Consider the following 230-nt stretch of genomic DNA (forward strand, 5'->3'; position numbering starts at 1 on the left):
CTCAGCTGGATAGAGCAACGCCCTTCTAAGGCGTGGGTCAGGGGTTCGAATCCCTTCAGACACGCCATTAAAAATTAATCAACTGGATCCATAGCTCAGTTGGTTAGAGCACTCGGCTCATAACCGAGTGGTCGCTGGTTCGACTCCAGCTGGATCCACCATATTTGCCCCGTTCGTTCAGTGGTAAGGACATCAGATTTTCACTCTGGAAACAGGGGTTCGATTCCCCT

Annotated in this window: 1 tRNA gene; it reads left to right on the top strand. The window is 50.9% G+C overall.

Annotated features, from left to right (window positions below):
* Window positions 1–84: 84 nt before the first annotated feature.
* Window positions 85–161: transfer RNA gene (locus I6E31_12580), tRNA-Ile, on the top strand.
* The last annotated feature ends 69 nt before the right edge of the window (window positions 162–230 follow it).

It is taken from the genome of Fusobacterium varium, from assembly GCA_021531615.1.
Taxonomy (GTDB): Bacteria; Fusobacteriota; Fusobacteriia; order Fusobacteriales; family Fusobacteriaceae; genus Fusobacterium_A; species Fusobacterium_A varium_C.